The sequence below is a fragment of the Phenylobacterium sp. genome (assembly GCF_030698145.1).
Taxonomy (GTDB): Bacteria; Pseudomonadota; Alphaproteobacteria; order Caulobacterales; family Caulobacteraceae; genus Phenylobacterium.
Window position 1 is genome coordinate 1 of record NZ_JAUYNW010000112.1, and the last position, 18660, is coordinate 18660.

The following is an 18660-nucleotide window of genomic DNA, read 5'->3' on the forward strand; positions in this document are numbered from 1 at the left end:
GCGACCGCCCGGCACGAACGGCTCGATCCGCGCCCACTGATCGTCCCGAAGAACCTCGCCTTCCAACACACCCTCCAAAGAGAAGCGTTGAATCAGAACAGCGCCAGTCAGGGAATCCTAAATCGTCACTACCGCCTAGCCCGCCGCCTGGACCTCGACCACCTTGTAGGTCAGGGGTCGGCCGTCCTCGTCGGTGACGGTCACGTACTCGCCCACCGCGAAACGGTGCTCGCCCAGGCGATGGACCGGTTCGTCGTCGGCCGCGTCGTCCTCGTCATAGTCGAAGAACCAGCGCGAACCCTTGCGCGCCAGCCGCCCGTCGATCGCGTCCTCGTCCGGCGCGAATCGGCGCACCACGCAATTGGCCTTGGTCTTCGCGTAGGCCGCCGAGTCCAGCAGCCCGTCCGCGGTCAGCGGGGCCGTCAGGGCGTAGCCCCGATGGTCATCTCCACCGGCGAATTCGGTGCCGGGATTGCGGGCAAGACGCATGACAATGCGCGACAGGGGCATGATCGGACCTCGTACTTAGTGCGACAGGAAGAGCGACGGTTGGTCGGACGCCAGCAGAGTACGCGTCGTTCCGCCGAAGATGAACTCCTGCAACCGCGGGTGGCCAAATGCCCCAGCCACCAGGATCTGGGCCTCGGCCTTGCGCGCTGCGTAGAGCAACAGTGGGGCGGCGTCGCCGCTGTCGGGCAGGATGTCGAGGTCGGCCTTCACCCCGCGCGCGGCGTAATAGGCCTGTAGCCGCGTGGGGTCGAAGCTGCGCGAGGTCGCCTTCGGGGCGGCCAGGATGACGACGCTCCGCGCCTTCTCCAGCAGCGGCAGGGCCAGGCGCGCCGCGCGCGAGGCCTCCTTGCCGCCGTCCCAGGCCACCGCCACTGGTCCGCCCACGGCGAAGCCTTCGCGGGCGATCAGCACCGGCCTCTGCTCATCGGCCACCATTTGCTGGAACGCCTCGGCCAGCGGCCCTCGCCCGCGGGCCGGATCGTTGTTGAACACCACCACGTCCGACAGCCGGCTCTCGGCCGATAGCCCCGCCCAGACCGGGGTCTGCAGCGAGATGAACCGGCGCTTGTCGTAGCTGATCGTGTCCATGGCCGCCCGGGCGCTACGCTCGCCGGCCGCCGCGGCCTCCTTCAGGGATTCCAGGGCCGTGGTCTGGACCCCGCCCAGGAATCCCTCGCCCATCCAGGGCATGACGTCGGCGACGTCGGCCGGGGTGTAGACGCAGGCCAGTTCGGCGCCGAACGGCTCCGCCAGCTTGGCGGCCGCGGCGATGGCCGCCTTGTCGCCCTCACCGCCCGAAAGCGGCGCCATGATCCTTGCCCAGCTCATGTTCTTTCCCTCGTTCCAAACCCTGCCTGGACCTGGCGGCGGTTCCGCGCCTTGATATTCGCCAAGTCCTGGGTCAGTTCACGACCTTGACTGTGAGAGGAACGCGTCGGTGAGGAAAGGGCTGCGTAAAACCGAGCGCCAACCGCGCGCCTGGCAGCGGATGCTGTCGGGCCGGCGGCTGGACCTGCTGGACCCCTCGCCGATGGATATCGAAATCGAGGACATCGCCCACGGCCTAGCCCGGGTCGCGCGCTGGAACGGCCAGACGGTCGGGGAACACGCCTTCTCCGTGGCCCAGCATTCGGTGGTGGTCGAGGAGATCTGCGCCCACATCCAACCGGACTTGGAACCGAGGTGGCGGCTGGCGGCCTTGCTGCACGATGCTTCGGAATATGTGATCGGGGACATGATCTCTCCGTTCAAGGCGGCGCTGGGGGTGGACTACAGGACCTTCGAGGAGCGGCTGGAGACGGCGATCCACGTGCGGTTCGGAATTCCCGCTAAGACCCCGATTCAAATCAAGAAATTGATCAAGAAGGCCGACCGCGCCTGTGCGTTCTTCGAGGCTGTGCAACTGGCCGGGTTCACCTCGTCCGAGGCGCTGGAGTTCTTCGACGCCCCGCCCGACGGCTACACGCTGCATATCGAGCCGCTGAGCCCGGCGATGGCGCAAAGCCGTTACATTCAGCGTTACAATGTGCTGTCGCAGGCGGCGGGATTCGCCACCGTCGCCGCCGCGTTCGACACGGAGTGAGACCAGCGTGATCCTCATCGTATGCGGACTGGCCGAGGTTGCCGCGATCATCGCCGCGCGCCGTCCGTCGCACATGATCACCCTGCTCGACCCGGCCAGCATGATCGAGACCCCGGAGGGCTTCGCCGACCGCCACCTGAAGCTGGGCGTCAACGACATCGCCGAGCCCATGGACGGCATGGTCCTGCCGCATGAGGGCCTGGTCGCCGACCTGCTGAAATTCGGCGCCACCTGGGACGAACGCGCGCCGATGATCGTCCACTGCTGGGCGGGGATCAGCCGCTCCAGCGCCAGCGCCTTCGTCCTGGCCTGCGAGCGCAACCCCGACGTGGCCGAGAAAACCATCGCGCTCGCCATGCGCAAGGCCGCCCGGCACGCCTATCCCAACCGCCGTATCGTCGCCCTGGCCGACGACATGCTGTCGCGCAAGGGCCGGATGGTCGACGCGGTCGAGGCCATGGGCGACTACGAATATTCGGGCGTCGGCACGCCGTTCGACTTCCCGGCCCGCTTCTAGTGGTGGTCATCGGGCTCTCGGCGGTGGTGGTGGCGATCGCCGACGGCGACGCCGTGGTCCTGACCGTGCGCCCCAGAGGCCAGCTTCCCGGCCTGCCCTTCGGCCCCTTCGATCCCAACGGCCACCGCACCTTCGAGCTGGCCCTGCGCGCCTTCGTGACCGCCCAGACCCGGTTCGACCTGGGCTATGTTGAGCAGCTCTACACCTTCGGCGACCGCGGCCGCGACGCGCCGCTCGCCGATATGGGCGACGGCAAGGACGCCGGCGCCGCCCGGGTGCTGTCTGTGGGCTATCTGGCGCTCACCCCCAAGGCCGTGGACACCACCGCGCCCGACACGGCCTGGGCCAGCTGGTCGCGGTTCTTCCCCTATGAGGACTGGCGCGACGGACGCCCCGAGGCGCTGGCCCGGCTGGAGCCGGCCCTGCGCCACTGGGCCCAGGCCAGCGCCGAGCGCCTGGCCCGGGCGCGGCTGCTGTTCGCGCTGGACGGCGCGCCCTGGAACGAGGAGCGGGTGATGGAGCGCTACGAGCTGCTCTACGAGGCGGGCCTTGCCCCCGAGGCCGCCCGCGACCGCGGCGAGGCCGCGACACACCCCGCCCCCGACCTGGCCGCGGCGCTCGGCGAACCGATGATCAGCGACCACCGCCGCATCCTGGCCACGGCGCTGTCACGCCTGAGAGGCAAGCTGAAATACCGCCCGGTGGTGTTCGAGCTGATGCCCGAGGCCTTCACCCTCTCGGCCCTGCAGCGGGCCGTGGAGGCCATAGCCGGCGTGCCCCTGCACAAGCAGAACTTCCGCCGCGCCCTGGAGCGCGCCGACCTGGTCGAGGGCCTGGGCCGGGTCGATTCCGAGACCGGCGGCCGGCCCGCGGAGTTGTTCCGCTTCCGCCGCGAGGTCCTGGGCGCCCGGCCGGTCTCGGGGCTCAGCCTGCCGCTGCTACGGGAGTAGCGGCCGGCGTCCTGGCCGCCTGCACCAGGGCGCGGATGGCCCAGCGGGTGATCTTGCGCGACTGGCGGTCATCCAGGCGCAGGACGTCCTTGAACACCACCATGGCCTCGGTGCCGATGATCAGCGCGAGGGCCGGACCGAGCATCTCCAGGGCCTTGGGGTCGAACGTGTCGCGCGCGGGCGCCAGCGCCGCATCGATCAGCGGGGTGCGGCGGTTCTGGCGGGCCGGCAGATCTGAATCCGCGTCGCCCTTGAGGCCGGCCTGCAGGGTGTTGGCCAGCATCATCCGCAGCGGCGCCTCGTTGGCCGCCATCATCTCGTGCATGGCGGCCTCGACGCGGTCGAGCCGCGCCACGGGATCGGCGGGCGGCCCGTCGGCGAACAGCTCGGCGGCCTCGGGCAGGGCCACGTGCAGCGCCGCCTCCAGCAGCAGCGCCTCCACGCTCGGAAAGTAGCGATAGGCCGTGGCCCGCGAGACCAGGGCCTCCTCGGCGATTTCCTCCAGGCCCGCCTTGCGGCCCTGCTTCATCAGCCGGGCGGCGGCGTCCAGCAGGTCCTTGCGGGTGCGCTGCTTCTGGTTCGGGCGGCCGGGCTTCTCGGCGTGCGGCATCTCTAGTCCTGCGGCAACTGGCGCATGATGGCCGCCAGGTCGAGCCAGACGTTCTCTCTGCTGATGTCGCCGTCCTGCGCGAACTCGACCACGTGCAGCAACCGGAACTCCAGGGGACGGTCGCGCCCCTCCAGGCCGAAGGGCATTCCGGTCGCCCTGCCCCGCCAGAAGGAATCGTCGACCATGAAGCCGTCGCCATAGAGCCGCTTCCTCGTCTCGATCCTGCCGTCGGCCAGGTCGCCGAACAGGACCTCGTAGAACGGCCGCGCACCCTCCCGGCCCTGGGTCGGCCCCGTGGGCCAGCCGACGATGTCGTGCTCCACGTCGTGGGTGAGGGTGGCCAGCACGCCTTCCACGTCGTCGCGGGCCTCGAACCCGAAATGCTCGTCCATCTTCGCGTCCATCTGCGCTCGGTTGATTGTCACCGCCCAGTCTCCCATGGCTTGATCTGATACCACAGGCTCTTAATGAGATTATCATCTCATAGCAAGACGTATATGTCTCTAGCTTGCAAGCGACGGTGTTTCAGGAACATGAGCCGGGCCCCGGATATTCCGTCCGGGCGGCGAAATCGGCGCTCAGCCCTTAAACCCACGGGAGGTGGCGATGATTTTTCTCCCCTGCCGGGCGAGCGGAATTGCAACCATCCGTCGCAACAGGCACACGGTTCGCCGAACTGAGTGTCCCAAATTTTCGATTCGGAGTTACCCCTTGAAGATCAAGCTTCTCGGCGCCCTTCTGGCCGCCGCCGCCTCCATCGCCTTCGCCGCCCCCGCCTCGGCCGCCGTGCTCATCGCCGACACCGGCTGGCAGTCGGACCAGATCGACGGCATCGACACCCCTAGCGAGCAATCGGCCTGGACCTTCACGGTCTCCGGCACGGCGCTGTTCCGCATCACCGACGCCTTCGTCACCGGCGACGTGTTCTCGCTCTATGACGGCGCGACCCTGCTGGCCAAGACCACCTTCACCACCACCGCCGAGCCGATCGACTCCTTCGGCGGCACCGCCTGGAGCGACACGAGCTACAGCCGCCTGAGCTATCTGGTCGGCCCCGGCAGCTACTCGTTCACGATCACCGGCGACGGCGCCGGCGGCGTGCCCGCCGGCTTCGGCGTGCGCCTCGACACCTCCGCGGTGCCCGAGCCCGCCACCTGGGCGATGATGATCACGGGCTTCGGCCTGGTCGGCGGCGCGATGCGCCGTCGCGTGGCCACGGCGCAAGTCGCCTAAGCCAAGTCTATGACCTGTGGAGACGGCCTCGCCCCATGGGCGGGGCCGTTTCTTTTTGGGGGGCGCGGCGCGTGGGGTCCGACGCGACTTGACTCAATAGGTTGATATCAACATAATGAGTCATGACCGCCACCCCCACGGTTCCGTTCGAGACCACCTTGCAGGTGCGCGACACCTGCCTGTGCCTGCACGCGCAGCGGGCGGCGCGGGCGCTGGCGCGGCGGTTCGACGAGGCGCTTCGGCCGAGCGGCCTGACCAACGGGCAATTCTCGCTGCTGATGGCGCTGAACGGTCCGCAGCCGATGCCGATGGGCCGGATCGCCGCCCTGCTGGGCGCAGACCGCACCACGCTCACCGCCGCCCTGAAGCCGCTGGTGCGCCAGGCGCTGGCCGAGATCAGCTCCGATCCCGAGGACAGCCGCATCCGCCGGGTAGCGCTGACGGCGGACGGGCGCGCACGCCTCGCCGGCGCCCTGCCGCTCTGGGTCGCGACCCACGCGGCGCTGGAGGCCGAGCTCGAGGACTCCGAGCGACTGCGGCGCGATCTCCTCTCGCTTTCCGCCTTCCCCTCCCCCAGTCCGGAGACGACCCCATGACGATCCAGCTGACCGCCTTCCGATGGGTTCCGCCGTTCGCACAGGGCTATGTGCGCGACCTGCGGATCCGCTGGGCCCTGGAGGAGGCCGGCCTACCCTATGAGGTGGTGCTGGTCGACGGTGAAGCCCTGGCCTCGGATCGCTATCGCCAGTGGCAGCCGTTCGGCCAGGTCCCGGCCTACAGAGATGAGGCCGTCGAGATGTTCGAGTCCGGCGCCGTCGTGCTGCACATCGCCGCCAAATCCGAGGCGCTCTCGCCGCGCGACGCGGCGGGCGCCGCGCGAGTGAGCACCTGGGTGATCGCGGCGCTGAACTCCATCGAGCCCCAGGCGCAGACCCTGGTGCAGCTCGACAGCTTCTATGCCGGCCAGGCCTGGACCACGGAACGCCGCCCCCAGGCCCAGGCGAGCCTGGACCTGCGGCTGGCCTCGCTCAGCGCCTGGCTAGGCGACAAGGACTATCTGGAGGGACGCTTCACGGCCGGCGACCTGGTCATGACCACGGTGCTGCGCGAGCTGGTCGACTGCGGCGCCTTGCTGCGGTTCCCGAACCTCGAGGCCTATCGCGTGCGATGCGAGGCCCGCCCGGCGTTCGGCAGGGCGATGGAGGGGCAGATGTCGGCGTTCCGGGAGAACGAGCCGGCTTGACGGCGGCCTTCTCTTTCCCACGCGGCCAGGCCGACATCGCTTACCGAATGGCGTGAGGAACACAAAGCCGATAAGGGTCAAGATGGAGCGGGGGTTCTGGCGGCAGGCGGGAACCACATGACGGATAACAAGAGTTCCCAGCGTGTCGAGCAGTTGCTGGACAGCCCCGACCTCGCCGTGGCGCTGGAGAGCGACCGTTTCAAACAATTCCTAGACCAGGTTCCCGTGGCCGTGGCGGTCTCGGAGCTGACGCCGAACGAACGCATCGTCTACGCCAATCTGGAGTTCGAACGGTTGACCGGTCGGGACGGCGACAGGATCGTCGGCGGCCTTTGGACCGACCTGCCGGGGGAAGCGTCCACCGGCGAGGCCCGGGCCCTGGGCGAAGCGGTGGCGGCTGAACGCGACTACATCGGCTCCTACGCCCTCCCCCGCGATGGCGATCCCCTGACCGTGGACGCCTGGTCCAACATCATCGAAGACGACGAGGGCGAGCCGGTGTTCCGGCTCGTGGCGCTCGTGGAGACGGTCGCCTCGGCGACGTCGGTCCTCGACGAACTGCACGAAAGAGTGCGGGAGAAGGACACCCAGCTTCGCGAACTGCAGCATCGGGTGAAGAACAATCTGCAGATGATCACCGCCCTGATCCGGGTGGAGGCCAAGGGCGTCGCCGACCGCTCGACCGGCGAGGGCTTCGACCGGTTGGCCGGACGGGTGGAGGCGCTGGGCCTGCTTTACCGATCGCTGGGCGAGGCCGGTCCGGAGGAGGCCGTCGATCTGGGGGTCTATCTGAGCGAGATCGCCTCGGCGGTGATGCGCGCCCACGCGGTGGAAGGGATCCGCCTGGACATGCAGGTGGACACCTGGCCGGTCTCCCTGGACGTGGCCATGCCGGCGGGGCTGGTGGTCAACGAGCTGCTGACCAATGCGCTGAAGCACGCCTTCGTCGGCCGCGAGGGCGGGACCATCACCCTGCGCTGCAACAACCAAGCGGATGGCTGTCGCGTGTTCATCGCCGACGATGGCGTGGGCCTGCCGCAGGGCGCCTCATGGCCCAAGCCCGGCAAGCTCTCGGCATTGATCGTCCGTTCGCTGCTGCAGAACGCCAAGGCGCGCCTCGACGTGGAGTCGACGCCCGGCGAAGGGGTGCGGGTGACCATCGTCTTCACCAGCGAGGACGCCGCGCCCGGGGGAGACCTTCCTGCCTAGACGTGAGGCCGGCATGTCGATTTGGGGCGACGCCGTGCGACCAGACGGGGCGCATTCGCCCCAGCCTGGAAATCTCCCCATGACCATCCAGCTCACCGCCTTCCGCTGGGTTCCGCCCTTCGCCCAGGGCTATGTCCGCGACCTGCGGATCCGCTGGGCCCTGGAGGAGGCCGGCCTAGCGGCGGCGGATCAGGGTCGACGAGGGGCTTCTCGCAGGGCGTCAATCGCCTGCGCGGCGAGTCGCCTTGACTATCTTGGGTAGGTCGAAGAACTCTCCCGCCACCCAAAGGAGAACGCGAATGAAACGACTGGTACCGGCGATTTTCGCCGCCTGTATGCTTGGCTGGGCCGGATCGGCCAGCGCGCTGACCACGATCGATTTCTCGCTCGCTCCAACAAGCTTCACGTCCTACAGCGAGGGCCCTGTAACGTTCACGTCCGTCACAGGCAGCCTCGTCTACGCAGTTGAAGGCCCAAACTTCACGAACAATCTGATTGGCGAATATGAGGCGGGCTACATTCCGCTGCTACGCGCCGACTTCGCTCTCGACGTCGGGTTGGTCAGCGTTGAGCTCGGTGACTACGCCGACGACGCCGACCTGCTCTATCTGGAGGTCTTCGACTTTTCGGGCGTTTCGCTCGGCTCGACCACTCTGCTTACAGATGAGAGCTTCGAAGGCATGGAAACGCTCTCGATCACAGCGAGCGGCATCCGCTTTGCAATCTTCGGCGCGCTCCCTCCCGCCGGCATAGGGTCGAGCGTCTATGCTGATAACTTCACGTATGGACTGAGTGCAGTCCCGGAACCCGCGACTTGGGCGATGATGATCACGGGCTTCGGCCTGGTCGGCGGCGCGATGCGCCGTCGCGTGGCCACGCAAATCGCCTAAGCCAAGTCCTGCGAACCGCGGAGACGGCCTCGCTCTCCTGGGCGGGGCCGTTTCCTTTTGAGCGGCGCGGCGCCGGTGTCCTTCTCCCCTTGCGGGAGAAGGTGTCGGGCGAAGGCACGACGGATGAGGGATCAAAAGCCTTATCCGTCTGAGCTGAAGTTCGCACTGTCGCCAGCCGGAGGGTTCTGAGAGACCCCTCATCCGACCCTGCTCCGCAGGGCCACCTTCTCCCGCAAGGGGAGAAGAAATGTGAAGCTCTGCCCTCGTCTAGCGGCCGGTGAAGACCGGCTTGCGCTTCTCCAGGAAGGCGCGGCGGGCTTCCTGGCCGTCTTCGCTGCGGAAGGCGCGGCCGATGTTGGAGACCTCGTAGCGGAGCTGCTGCTCCATGTCGGCGGACTCGTAGGATTTGACGACGCCGCGCTTGAGCAGACGCAGGGTGATGGGCGACCACTCGCACAGCTCCTGGCAATAGGCGGCCAGCCGGGCGGCGAACTTGTCGTCGTCGACCACCTCGCCGGCCATGCCCCAGGTCAGGGCCTCGGCGCCGGTGACGGTGCGGTTCTCCATCATGAAGCGCATCGCGCGCTCATAGCCCATCACCTGGGGCAAGGTGATGGTCAGGCCCGCGTCGGGAGAGCCGCCGATGCGGGTGTAGCCGGCCATCAGCCGCGCGCTGGCGGCGACCAGCCGCACGTCGGTGGCCATGGCCAGGCCCAGGCCCGCCCCGACCGCCACGCCGTTGACGCCGCCGACCACCGGCTTGTCGCAACGCTTGCGGATCGACAGCAGGAACTGGCCCACCCAGCCGATGTCGTCGAGCTGGGCGGTCTGGGCGGGATAGGGCGAATAGGGTTCGGGGCCCGAGAGGTCGAGGCCGGCGCAGAAGGCGTCACCCGAGCCGGTGAGGGCCACGACCCAGACGTCGTCATCGCGAGCGGCCTCGTCGACCGCGGCGATCACGCTCCAGGCCAATTGCTGGCTGAGCGCGTTCTTCTTCTCCGGACGGTTGAGGCGGATGGTCCGCACATGTCCAACGTCGGAAACTTCCACCAGCGCGCCCATTGCAATCTCCTGTCGATGAAATGATCAAAGACGTGAGCATGGACGCACGCGGCGGCGGCTCCAACAGGGATTGCGTTCGGACATGGGGTATGGACCCTAATCGCCGGGATGAGCGGTTTGGAGGAGCGGCCCTAGGGGGCGGACGGAGGCGCGTCCTCGGGGTCTTCGAGCGCGCGGCGGTGGCGCTGCATGGCGTCGCTGAAGGAGGCGGCCAGGATGCCGGTGGGCATGGCGATGAAGCCGATGCTGAAGATGGCGGTGACCGAAGCCAGCACCTTGCCCAGGGTGGTGACGGGGAAGACGTCGCCGTAGCCGATGGTGGTCATGGTGGCGACCGACCACCAGAGCGCGCGCGGGATGCTGCCGAACTTGTCGGGCTGGATGGCGCCCTCGGCGAGATAGAGGGCGGTGGCCGCGGCGATCATCAGGAAGAAGCCGGCGGCCAGGCTGAGCAGCAGCTCGTCGCGGCGCAGGGTGATGGCCTCGACCATGTAGTCGAAGGCCCGCGACATCCGGCCGAGCTTGGCCAGGCGCAGGATGCGGCCGACCCGGACCAGGCGCAGCAGCAGGGCGCTGGTCCCGCCGACCACGGCGAGGGAGGCGACGATGGCGATCAGGTCGGTGATCGCCGCGGGGGAGACCACGAACCGCAGCCGCTCGCGCCAGGGATGGGCGGAGGGATTCCGCTCCGGCGCGGTCCAGAGGCGCAGGGCGTATTCGAGGCTGAACATCAGGCCGAGCGCCAGCTCGGCGGCGACGAAGATGTGGCCGTAGACGTCGGTGATGGTCTGCTCGGTCTCGATGATGGCGAGGGCGGTGGCGATGAGGATCAGGATCACCAGGATCCAGTTGGCCAGGGAGAGGCCGCGCGCGCGGCGGGCCCTGGGGTCCAGTTGCTCGTAGATGCGGGCGCGGAGGGACATGGAGCTCGGTGTCGTCGGTGGGCAGCCCATGGTGACGGTGTTGGGGGTGGGGAGTCTCGTATTATCGCGGGGGGTTGGCCGACATCTGCGCTGAGAGACGCTGAGGAAGTTCCCGAACCTCGACGCCGTTCCAGATCGTCAACCCGCGAAGTCGTCGCGGAAGCGTTCGATCTGGTGCATCCGTTCGTGCAGGACGGTGACGACGCCGACGTCGCCGCCCACGAGGAGCTTCCAGTAGATCAGGTGTTTCTCGTAGCGGCAGACATAGCCGTCGACGCCGAACTCGGCCGGGACCGGTCGCCAGGGGAAGCTGCGCGCCGCTATGGCCTCGAAGCGGGCGAACAGGCCGCGGATGTAGCGCTCGGCCTGGGCCTCGCCCCAGGTCTCCTCGGTATAGCGGTAGATCTCGTCCAGCCGGTGGGCCGCGCCGGCCTGGATGCGGACGCCGCTCACGGCGCTGAGCGGCGCCTGCCGCGCGTGATCACCGTGTCGGCGTCGAGCGCCTGGTAGCTGTCGTCCGGCGCGGCGAAGGCGTGCTGCAGTTCGGCCTTCAGACGCTGGAAGGTCTCGCCCTCGGCGCGCGCCATGTCGCGCCGGATCAGGTCGCGGACATATTCGCTGACATTCTCATAGACGCCGTCATCGCCGACATTGGTGGCGACGAAGTCACCGAGCAAGCCGCTGACCCGCACATTGAGCGTCATCGTCTTGGACATGGGGGCTCCGCTCTCATTTTGTCCACATGATAAGGGATATTGTGGACATTTCAACCGCGACCTGCTGAGACGAGGTGTACATTTGTTCCCTTTTTGTTCTTTACATTTCACCGTTCTCCCGCATACTATCCTGCCGCCGCTTGGGCGGGTCTTCGGAGACGCCCATGACCGCCCTGCCCGCTCGGATCGCCGGTTATACGTCTGACCTGGGGGCGGAGATCGCGCGGCGGGTGGAGGCTGGGGAGAGCATCCGTTCGATCGGGGCCGATCGCGCCATGCCGGCGGCGGCGACCATCCATAGGTGGCTGGGCCAGATCCCCGAGTTCGCCGAGCAGCGGCGGGTGGCCCGGAGCGCGGCGCGGCGGGCGGCGGCGAGCGCGCACGCCGAGATGATCGAGGCGCGCAAGGCGCGGCGCAAGCACGATTGGGGGCGATCGGACCTCTACGCCGTGGAGATCGGCGAGAAGATCTGCCAGGCGATCGCGGCGGGGCGGAGCATGGTGGAGATCTGCGCCGAGCCCGACATGCCGGTGACGGGCACGGTCTATGAGTGGCTGCGGGCGCATCCCGACTTCAGCGACATGTACGTGCAGGCCCGCGACATCCAGGCCGAGCTGCTGGCCGACGAGGCCTGGGTGATCGCCAAGGCCGCCGCGCCCGCGACCGTGCCGGTGGCGCGGCTGCAGTTCGACGTGATCCGCTGGCGGGCCGCGCGGCTGGCGCCCAAGACCTGGGGCGAGACCGGCAAGCCCGCGGCGCCGCGGCTGAACATCTTCGTGCAGAATTTCGGGGATGGAGAGGTGATCAGCGGGCCTGGGGTTGGGGAGCGGTAGGGAGGCGGCTCCAAACAAGAGTCAAAGTCCCCCTCACCCGGCCATGCGGCCGGGAGCTCCCCCAGTGGGGGAGCATCTGGGTTGCGCCGACCTCAGATCCTCCCCCAGCGCGCAGCGCGGTTTGGGGGAGGTGGCGCTCGGAGCGAAGCGGAGAGTGACGGAGGGGGTTGCAGCGCGCCGGCAAGCGACGCCGCGCCCTACTCCGCCGGGGTCTCGGCGGCTCGGCCGGCTTCCCATTCGGCGCGGAGCTTGGCGGAGGTGTCTCGGGTTCCGTCGGGGCTCCAGCCCGGGGGGCCGAAGAGGTAGCCCACGGTGTGGCGGGGGTCGCGGGCGATGTCGCGAGCGATGCCGGCCCACTCGTGGAAGGCGACGCGCAGGATGTTGAAATCGCCGAGGTTCCGCACGATGCCGTAGCGGCATTTCTCCTCGTCCAGCTCGGGCTGGAAGGTGCGAAACAGCTTGTCCCAGACGATCAGGACGCCGGCGTAGTTGCGGTCGAGATAGCGCGGGTTGCGGGCGTGGTGGACGCGGTGATGGGAGGGGGTGTTGAACACCGCCTCGAACCAGCGGGGCATGCGCCCGATGGCCTCGGTGTGGATCCAGAACTGGTAGACGAGGCTGATCCCCTTCTGGATGGCGATCATGGCCGGGGGGAAGCCCAGGAAGGCCAGGGGCAGCCAGAGCGCCCAGGTGCCGGCGACGCCGCCCGTCCAGGTCTGCCGCAGGGCGGTGGAGAGGTTGTAGTGCTGGGAGGAGTGGTGGTTGACGTGGGCCGCCCACCAGAACCGGCGCTCGTGGCTGAGCCGGTGGAACCCGTAATAGGTCATGTCCTCCAGGAGGAAGACCGCCGCCCAGGCCCAGATGGCGGTCATGGGGATGTCGAACAGCCGGTGCTGGTAGATCCAGAGGCTGGCGGCGAAGGGGACGCCGAAGGTCAGCAGGCCCGACAGCGTGCTGCCCAGGCCCATGGCCAGCGAGGCCAGGGTGTCTCGGGTCTCGTAATTGGCCTTGGCCAGTTTGAAGCGGCCGAGCGCGATCTCGAGGATCACCGCCAGGACGAAGAACGGCACCGCCAGGGTGACGGGGTCGAAGGGCGCCTTGAGCGGGTCCATCAGGCGGCCTCGCGGGGGCTGGGGGGCCAGCTTTCCAGGGCCAGGCGCGCCTGGGGCGCGGCGACGTCGGAGAGGTCGAGCTTGACCACCCCGTCGCGGAACGAGGACGAGACGGCCTGGGCCCAGGGGATCTGGCGGGCCACATAGCCGTCGCCCAGCTCGAACAGGATGAGCGCCGAGGCGCCGGAGCGGGCCAGCGCGCCGCGCCCGTCGGTCGCCACCCAGATGCGCTCCAGGTTGCGGCCGGGGAACTCGTCAGAGAGCAGCCTGCGGGCCCGCGCCTCGTCCAGCGGGGTCATGGGCTTGGCGATCTTGGCCCAGGCGGCGATGGCGACCAGCACCATCACCGCGGCGGCCGAGCCGGCCAGTTGAATGAGGTAGGCCTTGTCCACGCGTGCGTCACTCCCCTGCCCCAAGGGTCGGCGCTGGGCGCGGGGGCGTCAAGTCGCGGGAAAGTCGCTGAGTTTCGGGACCTTGGAGAAGGCGAACAGGCCAGCCACGATCAGCAGCATCAGGGCGCCGGGGAAGATGACGGCGACGTGGGGGCCGAAGGCCTGGGCCAGGAAGCCGTCGACCACGGCGCCCAGGGGGCCGCCGCCCATGAGGCCCAGGGTGAAGATCGACAGCACCCGGGCGCGGACGGTTTCGGGGGCGTGCTGCTGGACGAAGCTGCGGCCGAGCGTCATGGCCACGCCGCCGCCCAGGCCCCAGGCGAAGTTGAGGCCGCAGAACAGCCAGAACGGCAGCTGTAGACCGCAGAGCAGCAGGATCACCCCGCCTGAGCCGAGCGCGCTGAGATAGATCAGACCCTTGCGGCGCAGGGGTCCGATGCGCACCAGGGCGAGCGCCGAGACCATGCTGCCGACCCAGAAGCACATGCTGTAGAGGCCCAGCGCCGAGGCGATCTCCGTCTTGCCGGGGCTGAGCGCCTGGCCGTCGAAATAGCTCTCCACGATCAGCGGCAGCAGGACGAAGAAGCTGCCCATGAAGCAGACGCCCATGGCCACGCCGCAGAGCATGACCGGGGCGATGACCGGCGAGGCCAGGACCGCGGCGAAGCCCTCGCGGATGTCGCGGCCGATGCTGAGCAGCAGGGGCGCGTCGCGCGGCGGGCGCACGGGCGCGGGACGCGGGCGGATGCGCAGGGCCGCGAGCGTCGCGGCGACCATCAGGACGGCCTGACCCAGCAGCAGCGGGCCGACCCCCAGCAGGGGCGCGGCCGCGGCGCAGCCCATGCCGAGGATCTGGCCGCCGAACTGGGCGAGCGAGGCGTAGGCGACGGCGCCCTGCACGCCCCCCCGGGCCGGGGCGACCAGGCTGAGCAGGCTGTCGCGGGCCGGGGTGGAGAAGGCCTGGGCGGTTCCGACGGTGAGCGCATAGACGATGATCAGGCCGTAGGTGAGCACGCCGGCGCTGACCATGGCGCCCAGGCCTGCGAAGGTGAGCACGGCGAAGGCGCAGGCGACGACGACGATGGACTTGACCGGGACCCGGTCGGCGAGCGCCCCGCCCAGCAGGATGAACAGGGTGGTGGGAAGCTGCAGCGCCATCTGGGCCAGGCCGAAGCGGACCTCGCTCTCCTGCAGCACCACCCGCACCAGATAGGGGAACAGCACCACCTGCACCCCGAAGGCCAGGAACCAGGCGCCGTGGGCGAACAGGTAGGGCGCAAATCCCGTCGGGACGTCGTCGGCCGACGCGGCGGCGGCCTGGCTGGTCGGCGATGTCACGGTGTCTCCCCCTGGGGAGGGAGCGTCTAGGACAAGCGCCGCCAGCGCAAGACGTCACCTTTGCCCTTAATGTATCATAACAGTGTTATATGAGTTGTTGCCAAGCTTTCGCACTGGGCGTCAGGTGTCGGCAGGGCGACGGTCAACGAACGGGGCGCTCAGGGCGCTCAACTGTTTCGCCCGGACAGCGGGAGGACATCATGAAGACTCTTGTTCGCGCGGCGGCGCTCGCCGCAACCATCGCGCTTGGTGGCGCAGGCCTGGCCCAGGCCCAGACGGCCGAGCGCGTCTACACGCAGGGCACGGTCTGGTCGGTTGGCCACATCGAGACGAAGCCCGGCATGTTCGACGAATACATGGCCTATCTGAACGGTCCCTGGCGGGCCGTCCAGGAGGCCGCCAAGAAGCGCGGCGACGTGGTCAGCTACAGGATCCTGGCCCTGCAGGACGTTCGCGACAACGAGCCCGACCTGATCCTGATGATCGAGTATAAGAACATGGCCGTCTTCGACCAGTCGGACGAAGAAAGCGACAAGCAGACCTCGGCTGTGTTCGGCAGCCCGGTGAAGGCCAACCAGGCGGCGATCACCCGCGAGGCGATGCGGACCACCCGCGGCGGCTACCTGGCCCGCGAACTGAAGTTCATGAAGTAGCTACGGCTTGACCTTGAGTGGGTCGCCCTTCTCGCAGTCGAGGGCGACCCCGGCGGCTCGCAGAAATCGGGCCTCGGCCTGGGGGCGCCCAAGCCTTCCCAGGCGTTCTGGGCTCCCGCGCTGGTTGGTTGCGGCCAACCCTGGATCATGTGCTTCATTTTCGTGCAGAAGATCGGTGAAACGTGGGCAAGTCAGGCCATACAGGCGATGATGCGGCCTTCCTCCGCGACGGCGGCGCGACAGGCGCCCTGCTCGCGAAGTTCGCATGGGCCTCGACCTCTCTCGGCCCGCTAAGCGGCTGGCCGCAGTATCTGAAGACCGCCACGGCGATCGTGCTGCGCTCGCCGACGCCCATGGCGCTGCTGTGGGGCGAAGAAGGCGTGATGATCTACAATGACGCCTATGCCGAAATCGCCGGGTCGCGTCACCCGGATCTGCTCGGCAGCAAGGTGGGCGAAGCCTGGCCCGAGGTGATCGAGTTCAACGAGCAGGTGCTTAGGACCGTGCTTGCGGGAGCGACCCTGAAGTACCGCGACCAGCCGCTGAAGCTGCGCCGTTCCGGCGTGCTGGAAACGCTCTGGTTCGACCTCGACTACTCTCCCGTTCCAGACGAAGCGGGGCGGCCCGCCGGCGTGCTGGCCGTCGTGGTGGAGGCCACCCAGCGGGTGCTCGCCGAGCGGAGGGACGCGGCCAACGCGGAGCGGCAGCGGAAGATGTTGGAGCAGGCGCCGGGGTTCATCTGCCTCCTGAGCGGCCCGGACCACGTCTTCGAGTTTCGAAATGACGCCCACAAGCGCCTGTTCGGGGAGCGGGACGAGATTGCAAGATCCCACGCCGAAGTCTTCGCCGACCTCCCGGATCCGGGGTTCATCGAGCTGTTGGACCGGGTCTACGCGACCGGAAAGCGCCATGTCGCCCGGGCCCGGCCGGTGAACCTGAGAGACCGGCCGGACGGACCCTTGGAGCAGCACCTTCTCGATTTCGTCCTGCAGCCCGTGAGCAACGAGCTGGGCAAGGTCTCCGGCATCTTCGTCGAGGGCTTCGACGTCACCGAGCAGGCGCGCGCGCAGGCGGCGGCCGAGGAGAGCGGTCAGCGGCTGAGCGCAGCCGTCGCGATCGCGCGCCTGGGCATCATCAGCTGGGATCGCAAGACCCGCGAAGCCACGCTTGACGAGCGGACGCGCGAGATTTTCGGTTTCGGACCCGACTCGATCGTGACCATCGACGACGTGATCCTTCGGATCGCTCCCAAGGACCTCACGCGCATCGGCATCGGGACGACGCCCGATTGGTCGGAGAGTCCGCGGCAGGAGCGCGAGTTCCGGATCCACCTGCCCGACGGCGTCGTGCGCGACATCGTCAGCGTCAGCGTCCTGTCGCCGGGCCCTAACGGCCCGAACACGCGGGCGGTCGGCCTCTTCAGGGACGTCACCGAAACGCGCGCCGCCGAGCAGCGGCAGCGGATGCTGATCAACGAGTTGAACCACCGGGTGAAGAACAGCCTGGCCACGGTGCAATCGATCGCCGCCCAGACGTTGCGCTCCGCCCACGACGTGTTGAGCGCGCGCGTCGCGCTGGAGGCGCGCCTGGTGGCGCTCGCGGCCGCGCACGATATCCTCACGGCCGAGAGCTGGCACGGCGCGCGCCTGATCGACGTGATCGCCGCGGCCATGGGCCCCTTCGAGACCGTGCAGCGGCCGCAGATCAGTCGTTCCGGCCCGCCCGTCTGGCTGGCCGCTCAGCCCGCCTTGGCGCTGAGCCTGGCGCTGCACGAACTCGCCACCAACGCGGTGAAATACGGCGCGCTGTCCACGCCCGAGGGGCGCGTCACGATCGGCTGGAACCTGGAGGGGGATATGCTGACGATCACCTGGCGCGAGGACGGTGGTCCGCCCGTCCGGGCGCCGGTCCGCTCGGGCTTCGGCTCCCGTCTCCTGCAGCGGAGCCTCGCCCGCGACCTGCACGGCGAGGTCGTGGTCGCCTTTGCGCCCGAGGGCGTCGTCTGCGAGATCCGCTGCCGTCCGAGCGCGCTCCAGGCCGCGCGTGGCTTCATGGACGCCTGACGGGAGATCGAGCTCACCTACTTCGCCCCAGATCCTGCGCTGGCAAAGCGTCGCGGACATGTAGAAGCTGGGGCGAGTTGAGGAGAGCACGAATGACCGAGCCCCAGCAGGCCACGCTCAATTGGGGCGTGAAGCAGAGCTTCCGGAACTATGTGGAGGCCACGGGCGGCGTCACCGAGGCCGGCGGCGGCGCCGAGCGCGCGCCGGACGGCGAGTTCATCTTCGCCGCCGCGCCGGGCGATGGCCTGAGGCTGGACGCCGACGGCAAGCTGGAAGGGCATGGGACATTCCTGGGCGAGGTGCGGTTCGAGGCCCATGGCGGCATGCTTTCGGTGTTCCTCGCCGACCCGAGCCTGGAGATCAGCGAGGCCGGCGCAGTCCTCACCGTCGCCGACAGCAGCGCGCGCACGCGGCGCGTGGAGATCGCACGGCTCGACCTGAGCGCGATGACCACTGGGGACGCCGGCGAGATCGTGCTGCCGGCGGCGCTGTCGATGGACGGGATCCAACTGCTCGGCGACCACTATCCGCTGAGGACGGCGCTCGACCCGGTGCGCCTGACCCTGGCGGAGCGCTAGGGTCGGAGCTTTCGCATGTACGGCGGACCTAAGATGCTCCACCTCCGGGGCAGGGCTATCGCATATGGCCGTAGATCCATGTGGGACGGGGGCCAGATGCTCCCCCTCGGGGGGAGCTCCCGGCCGCATGGCCGGGTGAGGGGGACTAAAATGCCCTTCAACGGAGGTTCGACCGGTCTGAGCAGGAGTCAAAGTCCCCCTCAGGCCCTTCGGGCCAGCTCCCCCAGAGGGGGAGCATCTAAGCTC

The 18660-nt window shown here is 68.6% G+C and carries 23 protein-coding genes; 12 read left to right on the forward strand and 11 right to left on the reverse strand.

Annotated elements, in window-relative coordinates; all coding sequences use genetic code 11:
• Positions 1-135: 135 nt before the first annotated feature.
• Positions 136-510, reverse strand: a complete 375-nt coding sequence (locus tag Q8Q77_RS16825) for a hypothetical protein (protein ID WP_305584804.1) — start codon at positions 508-510, stop codon at positions 136-138.
• 15 nt (positions 511-525) lie between these two features.
• Complete coding sequence (locus Q8Q77_RS16830; protein ID WP_305584805.1) at positions 526-1338, reverse strand: universal stress protein; 813 nt, start codon at positions 1336-1338, stop codon at positions 526-528.
• 109 nt (positions 1339-1447) lie between these two features.
• Between Q8Q77_RS16830 and Q8Q77_RS16835 the strand changes: the two genes are divergently transcribed.
• Genes Q8Q77_RS16835 through Q8Q77_RS16845 form a run of 3 tightly spaced genes read left to right on the forward strand, consistent with a single transcriptional unit; the run spans position 1448 to position 3559 of the window.
• Entirely contained in the window at positions 1448-2092 is a 645-nt protein-coding gene (locus tag Q8Q77_RS16835) for a YfbR-like 5'-deoxynucleotidase (RefSeq protein ID WP_371130470.1), read from the forward strand.
• Positions 2093-2099: 7 nt separating this feature from the next.
• Positions 2100-2609 (forward strand): tyrosine phosphatase family protein, encoded by a 510-nt coding sequence (locus Q8Q77_RS16840; RefSeq protein ID WP_305584806.1) that lies wholly within the window; start codon positions 2100-2102, stop codon positions 2607-2609.
• Complete coding sequence (locus Q8Q77_RS16845; RefSeq protein WP_305584827.1) at positions 2564-3559, forward strand: NAD regulator; 996 nt, start codon at positions 2564-2566, stop codon at positions 3557-3559. Before Q8Q77_RS16840 ends, Q8Q77_RS16845 begins: the two co-directional genes overlap by 46 nt.
• Here Q8Q77_RS16845 and Q8Q77_RS16850 read toward each other — a convergent pair.
• Positions 3534-4169, reverse strand: coding sequence for a TetR/AcrR family transcriptional regulator (locus tag Q8Q77_RS16850; protein ID WP_305584807.1), 636 nt, complete (start codon positions 4167-4169; stop codon positions 3534-3536). The two genes, Q8Q77_RS16845 and Q8Q77_RS16850, sit on opposite strands and share 26 nt — an antisense overlap.
• Before the next feature lie 2 nt (positions 4170-4171).
• Positions 4172-4594: an ester cyclase gene (locus tag Q8Q77_RS16855; RefSeq protein ID WP_305584808.1), complete on the reverse strand. Its 423-nt coding sequence runs from the start codon at positions 4592-4594 to the stop codon at positions 4172-4174.
• 181 nt (positions 4595-4775) lie between these two features.
• Between Q8Q77_RS16855 and Q8Q77_RS16860 the strand changes: the two genes are divergently transcribed.
• The 5 genes from Q8Q77_RS16860 to Q8Q77_RS16880 all read left to right on the forward strand — a co-directional run bounded on the left by Q8Q77_RS16860 (position 4776) and on the right by Q8Q77_RS16880 (position 8744).
• Positions 4776-5402, forward strand: coding sequence for an FxDxF family PEP-CTERM protein (locus Q8Q77_RS16860; protein WP_371130471.1), 627 nt, complete (start codon positions 4776-4778; stop codon positions 5400-5402).
• Positions 5403-5524: 122 nt separating this feature from the next.
• Complete coding sequence (locus tag Q8Q77_RS16865; protein WP_305584811.1) at positions 5525-5998, forward strand: MarR family winged helix-turn-helix transcriptional regulator; 474 nt, start codon at positions 5525-5527, stop codon at positions 5996-5998.
• Entirely contained in the window at positions 5995-6645 is a 651-nt protein-coding gene (locus tag Q8Q77_RS16870; RefSeq protein ID WP_305584812.1) for a glutathione S-transferase family protein, read from the forward strand. The genes Q8Q77_RS16865 and Q8Q77_RS16870 overlap by 4 nt, the downstream gene beginning before the upstream one ends.
• Positions 6646-6762: 117 nt before the next feature.
• Positions 6763-7854, forward strand: a complete 1092-nt coding sequence (locus tag Q8Q77_RS16875) for a sensor histidine kinase (protein ID WP_305584813.1) — start codon at positions 6763-6765, stop codon at positions 7852-7854.
• Positions 7855-8153: 299 nt separating this feature from the next.
• Positions 8154-8744: a PEPxxWA-CTERM sorting domain-containing protein gene (locus Q8Q77_RS16880; protein WP_305584814.1), complete on the forward strand. Its 591-nt coding sequence runs from the start codon at positions 8154-8156 to the stop codon at positions 8742-8744.
• A 267-nt stretch (positions 8745-9011) separates the two neighbouring features.
• On the opposite strand, the gene Q8Q77_RS16885 is transcribed toward Q8Q77_RS16880, so the two are convergent.
• The 4 genes from Q8Q77_RS16885 to Q8Q77_RS16900 all read right to left on the reverse strand — a co-directional run bounded on the left by Q8Q77_RS16885 (position 9012) and on the right by Q8Q77_RS16900 (position 11445).
• A complete protein-coding gene (locus Q8Q77_RS16885; RefSeq protein ID WP_305584815.1) occupies positions 9012-9806 on the reverse strand; it encodes an enoyl-CoA hydratase/isomerase family protein in 795 nt (264 codons plus the stop codon).
• Positions 9807-9937: 131 nt separating this feature from the next.
• A complete protein-coding gene (locus Q8Q77_RS16890; protein ID WP_305584816.1) occupies positions 9938-10729 on the reverse strand; it encodes an ion transporter in 792 nt (263 codons plus the stop codon).
• 138 nt (positions 10730-10867) lie between these two features.
• A complete protein-coding gene (locus tag Q8Q77_RS16895) occupies positions 10868-11182 on the reverse strand; it encodes a type II toxin-antitoxin system RelE/ParE family toxin (RefSeq protein ID WP_305584817.1) in 315 nt (104 codons plus the stop codon).
• Complete coding sequence (locus Q8Q77_RS16900; RefSeq protein ID WP_305584818.1) at positions 11179-11445, reverse strand: addiction module antitoxin; 267 nt, start codon at positions 11443-11445, stop codon at positions 11179-11181. The genes Q8Q77_RS16895 and Q8Q77_RS16900 overlap by 4 nt, the downstream gene beginning before the upstream one ends.
• Before the next feature lie 164 nt (positions 11446-11609).
• Between Q8Q77_RS16900 and Q8Q77_RS16905 the strand changes: the two genes are divergently transcribed.
• Positions 11610-12278: a hypothetical protein gene (locus Q8Q77_RS16905; protein ID WP_305584819.1), complete on the forward strand. Its 669-nt coding sequence runs from the start codon at positions 11610-11612 to the stop codon at positions 12276-12278.
• A 197-nt stretch (positions 12279-12475) separates the two neighbouring features.
• Here the strand turns inward: Q8Q77_RS16905 and Q8Q77_RS16910 are convergent, their stop codons facing one another.
• From Q8Q77_RS16910 to Q8Q77_RS16920, 3 genes are read right to left on the reverse strand one after another with little or no spacing between them, the layout of a single operon-like run.
• Entirely contained in the window at positions 12476-13390 is a 915-nt protein-coding gene (locus Q8Q77_RS16910; RefSeq protein ID WP_305584820.1) for a sterol desaturase family protein, read from the reverse strand.
• Entirely contained in the window at positions 13390-13782 is a 393-nt protein-coding gene (locus tag Q8Q77_RS16915) for a hypothetical protein (protein ID WP_305584821.1), read from the reverse strand. Before Q8Q77_RS16915 ends, Q8Q77_RS16910 begins: the two co-directional genes overlap by 1 nt.
• A 48-nt stretch (positions 13783-13830) precedes the next feature.
• Positions 13831-15120, reverse strand: a complete 1290-nt coding sequence (locus Q8Q77_RS16920) for an MFS transporter (protein WP_305584822.1) — start codon at positions 15118-15120, stop codon at positions 13831-13833.
• Positions 15121-15320: 200 nt separating this feature from the next.
• On the opposite strand from Q8Q77_RS16920, the gene Q8Q77_RS16925 reads away from it, so the two are divergent.
• The 3 genes from Q8Q77_RS16925 (at position 15321) to Q8Q77_RS16935 (ending at position 18414) form a co-directional block, all read left to right on the forward strand.
• Entirely contained in the window at positions 15321-15773 is a 453-nt protein-coding gene (locus tag Q8Q77_RS16925; protein WP_305584823.1) for a hypothetical protein, read from the forward strand.
• Between the two features lie 182 nt (positions 15774-15955).
• Positions 15956-17836, forward strand: coding sequence for an HWE histidine kinase domain-containing protein (locus tag Q8Q77_RS16930; protein ID WP_305584824.1), 1881 nt, complete (start codon positions 15956-15958; stop codon positions 17834-17836).
• A 92-nt stretch (positions 17837-17928) separates the two neighbouring features.
• On the forward strand, positions 17929-18414 hold the full coding sequence (locus Q8Q77_RS16935; protein ID WP_305584825.1) for an HtaA domain-containing protein: 486 nt from the start codon (positions 17929-17931) through the stop codon (positions 18412-18414).
• The last annotated feature ends 246 nt before the right edge of the window (positions 18415-18660 follow it).